Source organism: Deinococcus fonticola (assembly GCF_004634215.1).
GTDB lineage: Bacteria > Deinococcota > Deinococci > Deinococcales > Deinococcaceae > Deinococcus > Deinococcus fonticola.
In genome coordinates this window covers 56,078-69,656 of record NZ_SMMH01000009.1, presented here as the reverse complement: position 1 = coordinate 69,656, position 13,579 = coordinate 56,078, and the positions used below count along the sequence as shown (strand labels likewise).

The window sequence follows — 13,579 nt, the reverse complement described above, 5'->3', positions numbered from 1 at the left end:
GAAGCCCTGCCTGGATTCTCCCTGATCCGCCGGGCGCGCCACCTCCTGAGCTGTGCTTGCTGAACGGTGCCAATGAACGGTGCTCGCTGAACTCGGTACACTGCCTGACATGAGCATTCACCTGAACGCCCAGCCCGGCCAGATTGCCGAAACCGTCCTGCTGCCCGGCGACCCCCTGCGCGCCCAGCACATCGCCGAAACCTTCTTCGAGAACCCGGTGCAGCACAACAGCGTGCGCGGCATGCTGGGTTTCACCGGCACCTACAAGGGCCAGCGCGTCAGCGTGCAGGGCACCGGCATGGGCATTCCCAGCGCCATGATCTACGCCGAGGAACTGATCACCCAGTACGGCTGCAAGAACCTGATTCGCGTCGGCACCTGCGGCAGTTACCAGGAGCACGTGAAAGTCCGCGACCTCGTCATCGGGCAGGCCGCCAGCACCGACAGCAACATCAACAAAATTCGTTTCGGAGAGAAGACCTTCGCGCCCGTCGCCAGCTTCGAACTTTTGCTGGCCGCGTACCAGATCGCGCAGGAACGCGGTTTCACCACGCACGTCGGCAACATTATTTCCAGCGACACCTTCTACCACGACGACTACGACCAGTACAAAATCTGGAAGGACTTCGGCGTTCTGGCCGTCGAAATGGAAGCCGCCGGGCTGTACACCACCGCCGCCAAGCACGGCGTGAAGGCCCTGACCATCCTGACCGTCAGCGACCACCTGATCACGCACGAGGTCACCACCGCCGAGGAACGCCAGCTCACCTTCAACGGCATGATCGAAGTCGCGCTGGACGCCGCCCTGAACATTCAGTAAGTGGGAAGTCGGGAGTGGAGAAGAACCCCCTCTGCTGCTTAACTTTTGCGCCTGAGCCGGGCGATGTAAAAGCCGTCCACGCCGTCCAGGGGCACGGTCATGATGCCTGGCCCCTCGCGCAGTACGGGGATGTCCAGGGGGGGTAACTCCTCGGGCATAAATTCCGGGTGCACGTTCACGAAGTTCTGCACGACTTCCGGCCCCTCCTGCGGCGTGACGCTGCACACCGAGTACACCAGCACCCCACCCGGTTCGACCAGGTCAGCCGCATTCGGGAGCATCCTGCCCTGAAGTTCCGATAATTCCGTCACGTCCTGCGGGGTCAGGCGCAACTTGATCTCCGGGTGGCTGCGCAGCGTGCCGCTGCCGGTGCAGGGCGCGTCCAGCAGCACAAAATTCGATTTCGGAACGTCCAGCGGTCGCCTCAGGTCATGCGTGACGAACTGCGCCTGAAGGCCCAGGCGTTTCAGGTTCGCCCGAGCGGCCTCGTGCTTGCGTGACAGCAAGTCCACGCTTGTGACGTCCGCGCCCCGCGCCGCCAGCATGGCCGCCTTCACGCCCGCGCCGCCCGCCAGGTCAAGGACACGCTGGCCCTGCACGTCGCCCAGGGCGTGAACGCACGCGAGGCTGGCCGGGTTCATGGGCTGGGCATGGCCCCGCGTGAAGGCCGGACTGTCCCGCAGGGAACCGGGCAACTCGACTTCATCCACTTCATCCAGCGAACGCAGGATCTTGCCACCGTCCTCCTCGATCAGTTTCGCGCCCTCTTCGGACAGGCTCAGCCACAGGGGTTGCGGCTGAAGCAGGCTGGCCGTGACCTGCGCGGCCTGCTGCCCGAACAGTTCCGCGTACACGTTCGCCAGCCACTCCGGCAACTCGTGCGACGGGGCAGATACGGCTTCCACGCGTCTCAGCACGGCGTTGACCAGTCCGCTTGGCCCCAGCCGGGCGCTGCGCGTCAGGTTCACGTACTCGTTCACCACGGCGTGCGTCGGCGTGTGCAGGAACAGTTTCTCGAACGTTCCTGCCAGCAGCACCGCCCACGTTTTACGCTGCGTTTCGCCCGTCAGCAGTGGCGAAAGGGCCGCCATCAGCGAGGGGTAATGCCGCAGGGTGCCGTACACGATGTGGGTCGCCAGCCCCGCATCCCGCGCGGGCAAGCGCGCCTCACGCAGCGCCCGGTCAAGGGCCGGAGCGGCGAACGCCTCGCCCTCCAGCACGCGGTACAGCACGCGCACCGCCACTTCACGCGCGGGGTTGCTGGGGTCGGGGCGGCGGTCAGGACGCGACATCGAACCGGCATTCTACAGGGCAAGCCGGGGCCGCCGCGCACGCCGGGCCGAAATCCTTAATTCCTTACAACTCACCCGGAATTAACCGCTAAGATAAGCCCCATGTGGGTGTCCACCAAAGCGCAGTACGGCCTCCGTGCCCTCATTGAGATCGGGCGCGGCGGCCTGCAGCCCGTGCCGCTCAAGGACGTGTCGGATCGCCAGGGCCTCAGCCAGCATTACCTGGAGCAGATCGCCAGCAACCTGCGCCGCGCCGGGTTCATCAAGAGCGTGCGCGGTGCTCACGGCGGGTACCGCCTGGCCCGTCCCCCCGCGCAGATCAGCGCTTACGACGTGGTGACCGCCATGGAAGGCAGCATCGCTCCCGTGTCCTGCGTCGAGAACGACCACACCTGCCAGAGCCAGAACGTCTGCGGTACCCAGAACCTGTGGTTCCGCGTGGACGCTGCCCTGCGCGACGTGCTGGGCAGCACCACCCTGGCCGACCTGATCAGCGAAAGCGAGCAGCAGCAGCACGACCGCCTGGTGCAGATCGAACCCAATTACGAACGCCGGGCGCACTGATCCCTGATTCCCCTATTCCTGCGGGATCAGCCTATTTCCAGCGTGACCGGGTGCGCCAGCCCCAGGGTCGCTGCCCTTTTCAGGGCGGCCCGCGCTTTTCCAGCCTGGATGTGCTCCATGAACGGCGCGTCGGCGGCCAGGGTGGTCAGCGTCCAGAAGTCGCCCCAGACTTCGCAACCCCAGGCTTGCCGCATGCTGCGGCTGGCGGCCGTCCACACCGGTTCGCTGAGGTGCTCCAGTGGGGCGATGAAGTGCAGTTCACCGTCCGTGCCGGGGGTGCGGGCGACCTCACGGCGGTACTCGGCCTTCTCACGCCTGGTCAGGCTCTCCCAGTACCCCGCGCCGCAGTAACGGGCAGGAAAAGCGCTGAAGGTGTCGCGGCAGCGTGTGGGGCGGGCGTCGTACTGCGTGCAGGCCCCCGTCTGGCGGTCGAGCAGCGGGCAAAACGACACTTGCTGGCGGTGGCGCTCCACGAAGGTTTCCTCGTCCGGGGCGCTGCGGGCGTTCTCCTGCACGGCGCGGGCGTGCGCGGTCATGCGGCGCAGCTCCTCCGGCCCCAGGGCAGCGGCCGTGATCAGGGCCTCGGCCAGGCTGACGCGAATGGGCATGTCGCAGCACAGGAAACACCCCGCGCCGCAGTGAACCGTGCCACCCCGCGCCGCGTACCCTTTGATCCACTTGCCTGTCTGCTGGGCATAGCGCTGGTAGGCCGCCTGGACGGGAGCGGTAACGGCGGCCTGAGCGGGTGGTGGGCGTGACTGACCTGGCGAGGGGCGGCGTTCGGACATCCCCTTACCTTACCCCAGGCGCCTGCGCGCTTCAGGCTGTCAGAACGCTTTTCTTCCCAGAGTGAGGGTGTTGCTCCACTGCTTCTACTGGGAGTCTGCTTTGCGTGAACTCAGCTTGCCGAAACCCGGTCTGGCCGTCGCGTCGGGCAGGCATTGATGCGGGGCTTGTCATCTGGAGCGGTTGTTATACTGCCGTTACCGTGTTTCGACGCTCCCGACAGAATCCCTCCGCGCCGCCCGTCGACGCCCGTACTTCCCGCAGCGCCGGTGAAAGCCTCACTGACCCCACGCAGGTGCTCGCCAGCCTCCTCTCGCGCCCCACCGTGGAGGGCGTGCTGGAGCAGGCCCTCGCGTACGCGGCAGGGCTGCTGGGCGACGGCGTGAAGGGCTACGCGGTGTTGCGGCGCGGGCAGGACAAGGTGGTGGCCGTGTACGGCTACCCGCGCGGTCTGGCCGGGCAGGCCCTCTCCGGCCCCTGGGCCAGCATGCGCCCGCGCCTGCTGACCGACGGCACCCGCGAACTGTACGAGGTGAACGCCCCGGAACTGCACAAGGTCTTCGACGAGGCCGGCATGTCGGACGTGCCGCTGAGCCTGGTGGTGCCCGTCAGCGACCGGGGCCGGGGGATCGGGGCGCTGGTGCTGGACCGCACGTCCAGCGCCCCGGTCAGCCCCACGCAGCAGGAGGCCGTGACCCGCTGGGCGGCGTCGGTGGGAGCGCTGGTGGGCCTGATCGAGTCGCGTGAGGACTGGCAGCACACCGCCCGGCAGGTGACGGCCTCGGTGGTGGAGGCGGTGGAAAGCCAGGAGTTCGAGGGCCTGGGCCACGCGCAGCAGGTCGCGGAAAGCAGCGTGCGTCTCGGTCGCAGCCTGGGCCTGTCGGGGCGCGAACTGGAGGAACTGTGGTTCGCGGCGACCCTGCACGACCTGGGCAAGTTGCACGGTGAAGCCGGGCACGCGCAGGTGGGGGCCAATTTCCTGCATGGTGCCCCGCAACTCGCCGAGGCCCGCAAGGCCATCCGTCACCATCACGAGCGCTGGGACGGCCAGGGCGAACCCGACAAGCTGTCCGGCGAGGACATCCCCCTGTTTGCCCGCATTCTGGCGGTGGCCGACGCTTACGTGCACGCCGGCAGCGTCGAGGCGGCCGAAGCCCAGGCCGGTATTCAGCTTGACCCGCGCGTGGTCGAGCACCTGGGGAAAGTGATCCGGTAACGTGCCGCGCTGCCCTGACGCCCGCCTGTTGCTGCCAGGATGCCTGTGAAGGACGTGGCCCCCACCACCGCCAGTTTCCCGCACCTCTCGGGGCGCTTCGGGCCGCTGACGCCCATGGATCAAGGCATGCAAAGCCGCGTGTATGTCACCCAGGGCGGTGAGACGGTGGTAAAGGTGTACCGCAACCACCAGGGCGATCACCGGCGCGAGGCCCAGAACCTGCGCCGCGCCGGCATGGGCCACTGGGTCATCGATGCCCTGGAGGCCGACGGGGTGGAAGCCCTGGTGATGCGGCGCTTTCACGGGCAGCCGCTTCAGGCGGCAGACGTGCCCCGCGCCCTGCCGCGCCTGCGCGAGATCCTGGGCAGCCTGCACCGCGAGCAGCAGGGCGTCGTCAACCTGCCCAAGGTGCATGAGCGGCTGCGCCGCTTTCGCTCGGCGCTGGCGGCCTACCCGCTGGGTGACCTGTTCGGGGCGGTCGAGGGGCCGCTGGAGCTTGGGCTGCTGCGCCGGCCCGCCTCGTTTTGCCACCTTGACCTGTGGCAGGACAACATCCTGATCGACCCGGGAAGTGGTGAAGTCCTGATCATCGACTGGACGAAGGCCGCCTGGGACGACCCGCTGCGCGACCTGGCGCTGCTCAAGACCGGCACGCTGGATCTGCTGCCGGCAGACGCCAGCCTGGAAGCGGCGTTGTCTCTGCTGCCCGACCAGCAACCGGCCACCCTGCGCCGTTACCGCGCCTATCTGGCGCTGACCACCCTGCACGACCTGTACTGGTTCCTGATGAATGAACCCTACGAGTTCGACGTGCAGCGCGAACGCAAGGTGCGCCGCACCCGCCACGCCCTGGCCCGCCTGCCTTCGGCGTAAGCTGCGCTGGCTGCTGCCCGGCCTTCAGGTGACGCAGGCGCCTTGCGCCATCTGCACGCTGTGACGCCCCGCCCGCTTGGCGGCGTACATGGCCTGATCGGCGTGGTGAAGGGTATCGTTGGGGCTGCGGTCGGCCCGCACCCTGGCCACCCCGATGCTGGACGTGATGCGCAGATCCGGGGCGAGGTGGGGCCAGGGAAGATTTGCCAGGCGCACGTTGATGCGCTCACAGACCTGCTGGGCCTCGTGGGGTTGCAGGCCGGGAAACAGCAGCAGGAACTCCTCACCGCCGATCCGGGCGACGCTGTCGGAACTGCGGATGGTCTCGCGGATCGTCTGGGCAACGGTTTTGAGCACGGTGTCCCCGGCCGCGTGGCCGTAGCGGTCGTTCACGTTTTTGAAGTGATCGACGTCCAGCAGCGCGATCGCCGCCTCGCGGCCGTGGCGGGCTTGCTCGTGGAGGTCATCGAGGGACTGCATGGCAGCGGCGCGGTTGGGGATTCCTGTAAGCGGGTCGTGCAGGGCGGCTTGCGCGAAGGTGGCGGCCCGCTCCTCGGCGGCCTGCGCCTGGTGTTCGATCAGGCGCAGCTGGGCGCTCTGCTGGAAGTAGGCCCGGTACATGGCTTCGGCGCGGCGCATCAACGCCCGCTGCACCTTGAACGCCTCGGCGTGGCGGCCCTGCCGGGCCAGGCTGTCGGCGATCAGTTGCCCGGCGTCCACCGCCCGCAGTTCCTGCCCGGCTTCGGTGTAGAGCTGCGCGGCGCGGCTGGCGTCGCGGATGACGGCCAGGTCGTCACGCCGCTGCATGAACAGTTCGGCCCGGCTGTGCAGGGCGCGGCCCAGCACGACGCCGATCTGGCCTTCTTCCGCCAGGCGGACGCGCTCGTCGGCAAAAGCGTGGGCCTGGGGCCAGTCACCGTGAAAGGCCGCGTGAATAGAGAGGGCCTCAAGCAGGTCCGTCAGGAGGCGGGGGGCGGCGATGGCCCGTTCGCCCTGGCGGAGGCTGTGCAGAAACTCGACAGAGGATTCCAGCTGCTGGGCCACTTCGGTCTGAATCGGTCTGAGGTGATCTGCCGGAGCGTCGGTGCGGTCTGGCGCAGAAAAAGCGGCAGGGGACGCGGGCGAACTCGGGGACGCGCGGCCCGCGGTGTGCAGGGCATGGGCTGCAGACTTGACGTAGTTGATATGGAAAGCCTGCTGTAATTCCGGGCCGACCTGCGGTTCCTCGTCCAGCAGCCCGGCGGCGTGCGGCGAGCGCAGCAGGCCATGCAGGTGCAGCGTCGCCTCGATGTAGTTTTCGCGCTCCATGGCGTTGTGTGAGGCGTTTACGGCGGCCAGCGCCAGCCCCCGGGCGTCACCGGCCTGCCGGGCAAGCCGCTCGGCCACTTTCAGGTGCTCGTCGGCCCCCTTGTCGTCGTACACTCCGGCCATGACCAGCGCTACCGTGATGTGCGCCTTGGCCTGCAGCGACAGGTTGCGGGTGGAGCGGGCGATATCCAGGCCCGTGACTGCGTGAGTCATGGCGTGGGGAAAGTCGCCGAGATCCATAGCCGCGTAGGCGGCGTCACGGTGAAGCAGGGCGCGATCCACCGCGTCCGGGGTGTGCCGCAGGCTGGCCTCGCACTCCTGAAGTTGTTGCTGAAGCGCCGCTGCGCTGAGGACGTCCTCTGACATGTGTCTCCGTGGTCACGTCATGCGGGGAAGACAGACGTTCCTGCAGCAGGGTAGCCGATGTCATCTCTCTCTTTGTGATCTCTCTCTTTCAGCACGTTCCTCACTCTTAATCATTTCTTCATGCCCCAGTATTCTGGTGGCGGCGGCCGCTGGCATAGGGCGGCCCAGCGCGTAGCCCTGCACGATGTCGCATCCCGCCTCGCGCAGGCAGGCCACGGCGTCCATCGTTTCGGCTCCTTCGGCCACCACGCTCGTGCCCAGTTCGTGCCCCAGCGCCGTCAGCGCGGTCACCAGGCGACGGTCGAGGACATCCACGCAGATCTGCCGGACGAACGAGCGGTCAATCTTCAGGTTGCTGACCTGAAAATCACGCAGGTGCCGGATGCTGGAGTACCCGGTGCCGAAATCGTCCAGCGCCAGCCGCACCCCCTGGGCCTGCAGCGGCCCCAGCAGCTCATTGGCGCGGGCCGGATCGAGCAGCAGGCTGCTTTCTGTCAATTCGAGTTCAAGCCGGTTTCCCGGCAGGCCCGCTGCGGCCAGGGCGGCCTCGACATCGCGCTGCAAAAGGCCGTTGTGCAGATAACCGGGGGAGATATTCACCGCGATCCGCAGGTGCTGCCCGCCGGGCCGGGCCAGCCATACCGCCAGCTGGCGGCAGGCTTCGTGCAGCACCCAGGTGGTCAGCGGAATGATCAGCCGGGTGCGCTCGGCCACCGGCAGAAATTCCGCCGGGGACACCAGACCGCGCTCCGGGTGATTCCAGCGAATCAGGGCCTCGAAGGACGTGATGTGCAGCGTCCCCAGCGCGAACTGAGGCTGGTAGTACAGCTCCAGTTGGCCGCCCCGCTCCAGGGCCCGCCGCAAGTCCTGTTCGCACTGCAGGGCCGGGTAGTTCTCCTGAACGCCGCCCGCGTTCGCCACAGGGGCCGCGTCCAGCACGGTATCCTGGCCCGTCTGACGCGCGGTGGCCAGCGCTTCCTCGGCCCGCTGCATCAGCCCCTCGGCCGTTACCCCGGGCGTAGCCGGGGCCGCGCCACAGATGAACGGCAGGTTCAGTTCCTGGCTATCGACGGTTAAGGGAGCGCTCAGGGACGCCCGCAGCGCCGCCAGGGTTTCGCGGTGCGCTCTCCGCCCATGACGGCACACCACCGCGAAGGTGCCCCCATTCAGGCGGGCCGCCAGATTCCCGTGGGCCGTCAGATCCCCGTGAGACGTGGCGGCCTGAAGTCGGTGGGCGAAGGTCAGCAGCATCTGGTCGCCGCTGGCCTGCCCGAGCGTGTCGTTCACCCATTTCAGCCGGCTGATGTCCAGCGCCACGACCAGCAGCTCCTCGTCGGGCCGGTGGGCAGCGGCGACGGGGTGAAGCTGCCGGCGCAGCTCGTCCAGAAAGGCGTGCCGGTTCGGCAGACCCGTCAGGACGTCCGTCAGGGCCAGTCGGGCCAGCCGGGCGCGGTCACGTTGCCGCTCGGTGCTGCCAGCGCCCACGACCAGCATGGTCAGGGTCAGGGTGGCCACCAGGAGCTGCAAACTCAGCAGATTGGCGTGTGCCAGCTGCGCATGCCAGGCCAGCAGCGCCACGCACAGGTTGGTCAGCACACTTCCGGTCACGGCGGCGGTGAGGCCTGAACGGATGGCGAGCCACAGCAGCGGGATAAAACACAGGAAATACAGTTGCAGCCCCAGCGGAGCGGCCACCGTGAACACCATCACGGCAATGGGCGGCACCGCCAGCAGGGGCCACACGCATTCCCAGGGCAGCCGACTGCGCCACAGCCGCGTCTGGCGCAGCGCTACAGGAAGCAGCAGCAGGGGCGGTGCCAGGACGATTACGCCCACCGCGTCCCCGATCCACCAGTCGAGCATGATGGCCGGCCAGGACGGAATATTCAGGTCGCCTGAAAAAGCGAGGTAAGGCACAGCCAGCGCCGAGACGCCCCCCGCAAGCGCCGCGACCACCGGCAGTGCCAGAGCTTCTTGCACGGTGAGGTTCCCGGCGTTCCACCCCGGCCACTTCCGCAGGAGTTCGGCGCCCAGCCAGGCGGCGGCCGTGCCGAAGAGTGCCGCCAGGTGATTGACCGCAACAGGCGACTGGAGCCAGCCCGCTCCGGCAATCGCCACGAAGACCCAGCCCACGTTCCAGCGCCCGAACCGCAGCAGGTAAGCGACGCCCAGGCCCGCCGGCAGGTACCACAGCGAGATGCCGCCAGCGTCCCGAAACCGGAAGGAAACCCATTGCAGGGCAATAAACAGCGCCATAAAAACGAGCCCCAGCACCGCCGAGAGGACGAGCTGGCCCAGGCGGTGGTCAGGGGGCATCAGGCCCGCCTGACCGCCACCCGTGGCGCGCAATCTTCTGCGCCCCTCTCACTGCGCTCGCCACTGCCATGTCCAATGATAGCGGCCTGCGGTGGGCGCAAGACCTCATACGGGTCTGGACGGCGTGGAGCCCATTCGGGTGCTGTTCCCGGATGGGCGGAATAGAGTTCAGACCCGTATTTTCTCCTTCTCACTCCGTTCGGAAAAATAGCTTGGATGCGCAAGCTATTTTGCGGAGTCGTATCATTTGCCCAAGAAGCCCCGGGAAGCTGAACGGGAGCTAAGGAGTTCGTGGCTGGATGGGTTATGTGTTCACGTGCTCTCTGAGGACAGGTGTCGTTCGGGCCGCGAACTCCTCAGGCCTTTTCACTGTGCCAACAGAAAAGGTCTATCCTCCGACCCTTTACCCCTGCCCTGACCGACGGGGTCAGGGCCTGCTGCCTCTCTATCTAAGCTGAATCAGTCGGCCTGACGCTTGACGATGAACTGCATAACCATCCACCCGCCGAAGGTCAAGGCGGCGCACAGCAGAAAGACGGCGCGGTACCCGAACCACTGTGCGGCCGCGCCGGACAGGATGCCCGCCAGCATGCCGCCCACCGCGCTGGTGTTGGCGAACATGGTGGTGGCGGCCGCGAAACGCCCCGGCATCAGTTCCTGAAAATACAGCATGCCCAGGCCCGCGGTGACCGCCAGCACCGCCGCCCGGATGGCCTGGGTGGTGACCAGCAGCGGCAGGCCACTGGAGAAGTAGATCAGCGCGAAATGCACGGCGAACAGCAGGAACGCGCCCTTAACCAGTTTCTGCGTGCCGGGCAGCCCGCGCAGGGTGGCCAGCGCCAGCATCACCGGGATTTCCAGCAGGGCGCACAGGCCCACCAGAAAACCCACCTGCCCCTCGCTGCCGCGCAGCGTCTCCGTGATGAACAGCGGGAACATGGTCATGCCCATGCTCATGCTGGTGGCATACAGCACGAAGGCCAGCGCCACCCACCACACCAGTTTCCCAGTGGGTGCCGGCGTGGTGGCGGCCTGTGCGGGCGCGGCCCTGTGGCGGGGTGGCTGCTTTTCCGGCACGCTCAGCAGGGGTAGGGCCGCCAGCACGAAACAGGCCGCCGTGACCACGAAGGTGCCCTGGAATCCCCATTTGGCCAGCACCGCTGCCCCCAGCCCCGGCCCCACCACCCACGCCAGGCTGAACACTGACCGCAGCACCGTCACGGCCCGCTCGGGCAGGTCACCCGGCGCACCCGTCAGGCTGACCCGCGCAAACGCGAACACCTGTGGAAAAGCCGCCGCCGCTGTGCCCATGAAGATCAGGCCAGTGGCCACCACGCCCGGGTAAGACCGCACGCCGCTCAGCAGCAGGTAAGCCGTCAGTCCCGCCGCCAGCGTGACCAGCACCAGCGGTTTACGCCGCGTCCAGCGGTCTGACCAGCGGGCCAGTCGCGTGCCGACCAGCACCGCGCTCACCGCGTTCAGGGTCAGGAAGACCCCCAGTTGCAGCGGCGTCATGCCCACCGCCTTGACGCCGAACAGCGACATGTACGGCATCGCCATCGACAGCCCGAAGCCCAGCATAAAGACCGACAGGGTCAGCGCCGGCACGTGCGGCAGCCGCCAGACCCGGCCCAGAATATTCGCGTCGGGCGGGGCGGCTGTTCTCATGCGGGTTACTGTACCGCGCTGCCTACTGAATCGTTTTACCTCAGCCTGTTCCCGTAAAGTGAACAGATGCCCTGGCTTCAACATAAGCGCGTCGGCGCGGCGGACGTTTATTCCCTCACAGACGGCCTTTTTCGCCTGGACGGCGGCAGCATGTTCGGCAGCGTTCCCAAAGTCCTGTGGGAGAAAGTCGCGCCTGCCGACGAGGACAACCGCATCCAGCTGCGCAGCAACCCCCTGCTCATCCAGCTGGGTGGCCGGAACATCCTGGTGGATACAGGCTTTTGGGACAGAGGCGGCGAAAAATTCGACCAGATGTACGCCGTCGAGCGCGATGAAACCACCTTCCGGGGCCTGGGCGAACTTGGGCTGTCGCCCGACGATATCCATTACGTCATCAACACGCACCTGCACTTCGACCACTGCGGACGGAACACCAACCTGATCGGCGAACCCACCTTCCCCAACGCCCGCTACATCGTGCAGCGCCAGGAACTGCACGACGCCACGCACACCCACGAACGCAGCCGCGCCAGCTACGTCCCTGAGACCTTCGTGCCCATCATGGAAGCCGACCTGTTCGACGTGGTGGAAGGCGAAACCGAGATTGTTCCCGGCGTGACCGTCTTGCCCCTGCCCGGCCACAACCTCGGTCAGCAGGGCGTCGTTCTGCATAGCGAAGGGCAAACCCTCGTCTACACCGCTGACTTGATTGCCACCACCGCGCACGCCCCTTACCCCTACGTCATGGGCTTCGACCTGTATCCCGTCACCTGTCTCGAAACCCGCAAGAAGTACCTGCCGCTCTGGCACGAGCAGGGGGCCATTATCTGCACCCCGCACGATCCCAACGTACCCTTTGCCAGACTTGTCGAAGGCAAGCGGGGGTACAGGCTGGAGGCTGTCGGCGAGGACTCAGCCGTCTAACCTCTCCTCCCACGTCCACAGAACCCGGCGATAGACTCTGGGCACGATGGGAATGACGATTGCGGAGAAGATGCTGGCGGCTCACAGTGGGCACGAGACCGTGGTGCCGGGCCAGCTGATCGAATGTGACATCGACTGGGTGCTGTGCCACGAGATCACCACGCCCGCCGCGCTGAAAATGCTGGAAGACCGGGGAATGGCGCGGGTGTTTAACCCGGACCGGATCGTGGCGGTGCCCGATCACAGCGTTCCGGCCATGAACATCAAGGCCGCAAAGATGTACCAGACCCTAAAAGAGTGGGTGCATAAGAACGGCATCAAGCACTGGTTCGACGTGGGGCGCGGCGGCATCGCGCACGTGGTGCTGGAGAACACCGGCCTGATGAAACCGGGGCAGACCCTCGTTTCCGGTGACAGTCACACCTGCAACGCCGGGGCACTGGGAGCCTTTGCCACGGGCGTGGGCAGCACCGACCTGGCAGGGGCCATCTACGCCGGCAAAGTGTGGTTCAAGGTGCCGGAAACCATGCTGATCCGGGTCAAGGGCCAGGCCAATCCCGGCGTGACGCCCAAGGACATCGTGCTGGAAGTGATTAAGCAGATTGGGGCCGACGGCGCGAACTATATGGTCATGGAGTGGGTGGGCGACTACATCGACAATCTGGACATGGAGGGCCGCTTCACGCTGACCAACATGGCCATCGAGGCGGGCGGCAAGACCGGCATCGTCGCGGTGGACGACACCACCCGAGGGTTCATGAGTCAGCGCGGCGTGTCGCCGGGCGAGTACACCGAATACCAGAGCGATCCGGATGCCGGGTACAAGGTCGTGGTGGAAGTGGACGCTTCCCAGGTCGAACCCACCATCGCCTACCCGCATATTCCCAGCAACGGCAAGGTGGCCGGAAGCGACCCCATCAGGGTGACCCACGCCTACGTCGGCAGTTGCACCAACGGACGCATCAGTGACCTGCGTGACGTGGCCCGTATCATGAAGGGCCGCAAGGTCGCCGACGGCGTGCAGATGATCGTGGTGCCCGCCACCCAGGCCATCTGGAAACAGGCCGCCCAGGAAGGCCTGCTGGAAATCTTCGTGGATGCCGGCGCCAGCGTCAGTTACCCCAGCTGCGGGGCGTGCCTGGGCATGCACAGCGGCGTGCTCGGGCCGGACGACGTATGTATCTCGTCCTCGAACCGCAACTTCGTGGGCCGCATGGGCGATCCCAGCGCCCAGATTTACCTCGCCAGCCCCGCCACCGTCGCCGCCAGTGCCGTCGCTGGGCACCTCGCTGACCCCCGCGATTACGACGCCGAAGGCAACCGGGTCAACGCCGCCGATTGAGAGCAAGCCTCAGCCCTGGGCCGTGAGTGATGGGGAAAACCCTGGGACTCGCGGCCTTTGCCGTGTCGTTCCAGCTTCACGATCAATGTGAACAGTCACCGGGC

Annotated in this window: 11 protein-coding genes; 6 read left to right on the top strand and 5 right to left on the bottom strand. The window is 66.7% G+C overall.

What is annotated here, in order from left to right; genetic code table 11:
• The first annotated feature begins 109 nt into the window (after nucleotides 1–109).
• Complete coding sequence (gene deoD / locus E5Z01_RS07150; protein ID WP_135228737.1) at nucleotides 110–820, top strand: purine-nucleoside phosphorylase; 711 nt, start codon at nucleotides 110–112, stop codon at nucleotides 818–820.
• A gap of 38 nt (nucleotides 821–858) precedes the next feature.
• On the opposite strand, the gene E5Z01_RS07145 is transcribed toward deoD, so the two are convergent.
• Nucleotides 859–2,112, bottom strand: a complete 1,254-nt coding sequence (locus E5Z01_RS07145; RefSeq protein ID WP_135228736.1) for an RsmB/NOP family class I SAM-dependent RNA methyltransferase — start codon at nucleotides 2,110–2,112, stop codon at nucleotides 859–861.
• Between the two features lie 102 nt (nucleotides 2,113–2,214).
• Between E5Z01_RS07145 and E5Z01_RS07140 the strand changes: the two genes are divergently transcribed.
• Nucleotides 2,215–2,676, top strand: a complete 462-nt coding sequence (locus E5Z01_RS07140) for an Rrf2 family transcriptional regulator (protein WP_135228735.1) — start codon at nucleotides 2,215–2,217, stop codon at nucleotides 2,674–2,676.
• Nucleotides 2,677–2,702: 26 nt separating this feature from the next.
• On the opposite strand, the gene E5Z01_RS07135 is transcribed toward E5Z01_RS07140, so the two are convergent.
• Complete coding sequence (locus E5Z01_RS07135; RefSeq protein WP_135228734.1) at nucleotides 2,703–3,464, bottom strand: YkgJ family cysteine cluster protein; 762 nt, start codon at nucleotides 3,462–3,464, stop codon at nucleotides 2,703–2,705.
• Between the two features lie 200 nt (nucleotides 3,465–3,664).
• Between E5Z01_RS07135 and E5Z01_RS07130 the strand changes: the two genes are divergently transcribed.
• Both E5Z01_RS07130 and E5Z01_RS07125 read left to right on the top strand, forming a co-directional pair.
• Nucleotides 3,665–4,678 (top strand): HD-GYP domain-containing protein, encoded by a 1,014-nt coding sequence (locus E5Z01_RS07130; protein WP_135228733.1) that lies wholly within the window; start codon nucleotides 3,665–3,667, stop codon nucleotides 4,676–4,678.
• A 39-nt stretch (nucleotides 4,679–4,717) separates the two neighbouring features.
• The gene (locus E5Z01_RS07125; protein ID WP_135228732.1) at nucleotides 4,718–5,551 is read left to right on the top strand and encodes a phosphotransferase family protein; all 834 of its coding nucleotides are present in this window, start codon (nucleotides 4,718–4,720) and stop codon (nucleotides 5,549–5,551) included.
• A gap of 24 nt (nucleotides 5,552–5,575) precedes the next feature.
• Here E5Z01_RS07125 and E5Z01_RS07120 read toward each other — a convergent pair whose 3' ends face one another.
• The 3 genes from E5Z01_RS07120 to E5Z01_RS07110 form a co-directional block, all read right to left on the bottom strand.
• Nucleotides 5,576–7,225, bottom strand: coding sequence for a GGDEF domain-containing protein (locus E5Z01_RS07120; protein WP_135228731.1), 1,650 nt, complete (start codon nucleotides 7,223–7,225; stop codon nucleotides 5,576–5,578).
• Between the two features lie 60 nt (nucleotides 7,226–7,285).
• A complete protein-coding gene (locus tag E5Z01_RS07115; protein WP_135228730.1) occupies nucleotides 7,286–9,574 on the bottom strand; it encodes a putative bifunctional diguanylate cyclase/phosphodiesterase in 2,289 nt (762 codons plus the stop codon).
• 426 nt (nucleotides 9,575–10,000) lie between these two features.
• Nucleotides 10,001–11,209, bottom strand: coding sequence for a sugar efflux transporter (locus E5Z01_RS07110; RefSeq protein ID WP_167757814.1), 1,209 nt, complete (start codon nucleotides 11,207–11,209; stop codon nucleotides 10,001–10,003).
• 66 nt (nucleotides 11,210–11,275) lie between these two features.
• On the opposite strand from E5Z01_RS07110, the gene E5Z01_RS07105 reads away from it, so the two are divergent.
• Entirely contained in the window at nucleotides 11,276–12,133 is an 858-nt protein-coding gene (locus E5Z01_RS07105) for an MBL fold metallo-hydrolase (RefSeq protein ID WP_167757813.1), read from the top strand.
• Nucleotides 12,134–12,179: 46 nt separating this feature from the next.
• Nucleotides 12,180–13,475, top strand: coding sequence for a homoaconitate hydratase family protein (locus E5Z01_RS07100; protein WP_135228729.1), 1,296 nt, complete (start codon nucleotides 12,180–12,182; stop codon nucleotides 13,473–13,475).
• Nucleotides 13,476–13,579: the final 104 nt, after the last annotated feature.

What these genes read in the sequence shown, in the direction of transcription:
- E5Z01_RS07100 (WP_135228729.1), top strand. Translation starts at nt 12,180, where the DNA reads ATGGGAATGACGATTGCGGAGAAGATGCTGGCGGCTCACAGTGGGCAC.
- E5Z01_RS07120 (WP_135228731.1), bottom strand. Translation starts at nt 7,225, where the DNA reads ATGTCAGAGGACGTCCTCAGCGCAGCGGCGCTTCAGCAACAACTTCAG.
- E5Z01_RS07140 (WP_135228735.1), top strand. Translation starts at nt 2,215, where the DNA reads ATGTGGGTGTCCACCAAAGCGCAGTACGGCCTCCGTGCCCTCATTGAG.
- deoD (WP_135228737.1), top strand. Translation starts at nt 110, where the DNA reads ATGAGCATTCACCTGAACGCCCAGCCCGGCCAGATTGCCGAAACCGTC.
- E5Z01_RS07105 (WP_167757813.1), top strand. Translation starts at nt 11,276, where the DNA reads ATGCCCTGGCTTCAACATAAGCGCGTCGGCGCGGCGGACGTTTATTCC.
- E5Z01_RS07125 (WP_135228732.1), top strand. Translation starts at nt 4,718, where the DNA reads ATGCCTGTGAAGGACGTGGCCCCCACCACCGCCAGTTTCCCGCACCTC.
- E5Z01_RS07145 (WP_135228736.1), bottom strand. Translation starts at nt 2,112, where the DNA reads ATGTCGCGTCCTGACCGCCGCCCCGACCCCAGCAACCCCGCGCGTGAA.
- E5Z01_RS07110 (WP_167757814.1), bottom strand. Translation starts at nt 11,209, where the DNA reads ATGAGAACAGCCGCCCCGCCCGACGCGAATATTCTGGGCCGGGTCTGG.
- E5Z01_RS07135 (WP_135228734.1), bottom strand. Translation starts at nt 3,464, where the DNA reads ATGTCCGAACGCCGCCCCTCGCCAGGTCAGTCACGCCCACCACCCGCT.